Origin of the sequence: Rhodococcus sp. T7 (genome assembly GCF_009872365.1) — a bacterium.
Lineage (GTDB): Bacteria > Actinomycetota > Actinomycetes > Mycobacteriales > Mycobacteriaceae > Rhodococcus_F.
Genome location: NZ_WXYH01000188.1, coordinates 1 through 2,179, shown reverse-complemented (window position 1 = coordinate 2,179; position 2,179 = coordinate 1). Strand labels below are relative to the sequence as shown.

The following is a 2,179-nucleotide window of genomic DNA, read 5'->3' as shown; positions in this document are numbered from 1 at the left end:
TTGCTGAGACGAAGGCGAGGCAACATGCAGCACAAGCCGCTCGACGGTATCCGGATCCTCGAGATCGGGGGATATATCGCGCTCCCGTTCGGGACGTCGATGCTGTGCGCGCTCGGCGCAGAGGTGGTGAAGGTGGAGAAGCCCGTCGTGGGCGAGGACTTCCGCCGCCACCAGAACGACGCCAGCCCCTACTTCCGGCAGTACAACACGGGCAAGCGCAGTCTCTCGGTCGACCTGAAGTCGGAAGAGGGCGTCGCGCTGGTCAAGGCACTGGTGCCGCACTTCGACGTGGTGCTCGAGAACCTGCGCCCGGGCAAGGTGGCGGCCATGGGTCTCGGACCCGAGGACTGCCGCGCGCTGCGCCCCGACATCGTGTACGGGTCCGTCACCGGCTTCGGCGCCGGCGGTCCGCTGGCCAACCGTCCCGCCTACGACACCATCGGCCACGCCTTCGGCGGCCTGTACTCGCTGTTCAGCGACGGCGACCACCCGCAGCTGGCCGGTGGCCTGAGCGCGGACCTCGTCACCGGTCTGAGCACCGCAACCGGCGTCCTCGCCGCCCTCGTCGGGCGGCTGAAGACGGGTCAGCCGCAGCGAATGGAAACGTCGATCATGGAGGCCGTCAGCGCACTGACCATCGACGGCATCACGCAATCCTTCGAACTCGGCAGGAACCCGGCCCGCACGAGCCGGCATCCGCAGGCGCAGAACTTCTGCGTCCCGACGTCGACCGGCGAGTACCTGGCCGTCCACCTGTCGTCCTCGCAGAAGTTCTGGCAGTCGCTGTGCCGCGCGATGGACCGCATGGACCTGGCCGAGGACCCCCGGTTCGCCGAGTACCGCCCGCGGGAGTCGAACTACTTCGAGCTGGTGCCGATCGTCGAGGCGGAGTTCGCCACGAAGTCGAAGGACCACTGGGAGAAGGTCCTCACCGAGGCCGACGTGCCGTTCGCGCCGGTCCTGTCGATGACCGGCTACCTCGAACACGAGCAGGTCGAGCACCTGGACCTGGTCGAGTGGCAACCCGACGGCCTGGCTCTCATCCGGCCGCCGTGGACGTTCGACGGCGAGCGCCCGGACCGCGGTGACCGTGCGCCCAAGGTCGGCGCCGACACCCGTTCGGTCGCGGGCGAGGTGCTCCCCGCCGAGAAGATCGACGAGCTGCTGGCGTCCGGCGTCCTCTACGCCGACGAGTCCTGACCCACTACTTCCCGTACTCACTACTGAGGAGAGTTCATGAATCCGTACCGTTCCATGCTGTTCGTGCCCGGCCACAAGCCTTCCTGGGCCGACAAGGGGCTGGCCTCCGGCGCCGACGCCCTGATCCTCGACCTGGAGGACTCGGTTCCCGTCGCCGACAAGGACGAGGCGCGTGGCGTCACCGCCGCCACCATCGACCGTCTGCACGCCGAGGGTGTTCGCGCCGACGTGTGGGTGCGGCCCAATGCGTTCGTGACCGGGATCCAGGGCAGTGACCTCGAGGCGGTGATCCGGCCGGGGCTGACCGGTCTGTTCCTGCCCAAGGTCTTCGACGCCGAAGAACTCGTGCGGATCGACGCCGTGGTGTCGCACATCGAGGCCCGGGAGGGGCTCGAGGCGGGCAGCGTGGGACTCATCGTGAGCTACGAGACCGCGGTCTCGATGGCGCATTGCGAGGAGATCGCCGCCGCTACCCCGCGCATCTCCAGCCTGCTGGGCGCGACCGGCCCGAGCGCGGACGTGGGACGCGAACTGGGCTTCGAATTCACCCCGGCCGGCTTGGAGACGCTGTACCTGCGGAGCCGACTCGTCCTCGCCGCCCGCGCGGCGGGCCTGCACCACCCCGTCGCCGGCGTGTGGCAGGACATCAAGGACCTCGACGGCGCCCGTCAGTTCTGCCTGGACAACAAGCAGCTCGGCTACCGCGGCATGGTGTGCATCCACCCGTCGCACATCGCCATCGCCAACGACGTGTTCACGCCGTCCCCCGAGCAGGTCGACTTCTACCGCCGCATGATCGAGGCGTTCACGGTGGCCGAGGCCGCAGGCAGCGCGGCCGTCGACTTCGAGGGCCAGCACATCGACATCGCCCACGTGAAGACCGCCGAGGGCATCATCGCGCAGGCCGAAGCCATCATGGCCAACGCCTGACGCGTCCCGCACCGATCGCGGCGAAGCCTCGCATCCGGAATGATGCGAG

General features: G+C 68.7%; 2 protein-coding genes. Both read left to right on the top strand.

What is annotated here, in order from left to right; genetic code table 11:
• Positions 1-1,200 (top strand): CaiB/BaiF CoA transferase family protein (locus MLGJGCBP_RS18885; RefSeq protein ID WP_236581198.1); only part of this gene is annotated, 1,200 nt, incomplete at its 5' end.
• 36 nt (positions 1,201-1,236) lie between these two features.
• A complete protein-coding gene (locus MLGJGCBP_RS18880; protein WP_160097561.1) occupies positions 1,237-2,130 on the top strand; it encodes an HpcH/HpaI aldolase/citrate lyase family protein in 894 nt (297 codons plus the stop codon).
• Positions 2,131-2,179: the final 49 nt, after the last annotated feature.

What these genes read in the sequence shown, in the direction of transcription:
- MLGJGCBP_RS18880 (WP_160097561.1), top strand. Translation starts at nt 1,237, where the DNA reads ATGAATCCGTACCGTTCCATGCTGTTCGTGCCCGGCCACAAGCCTTCC.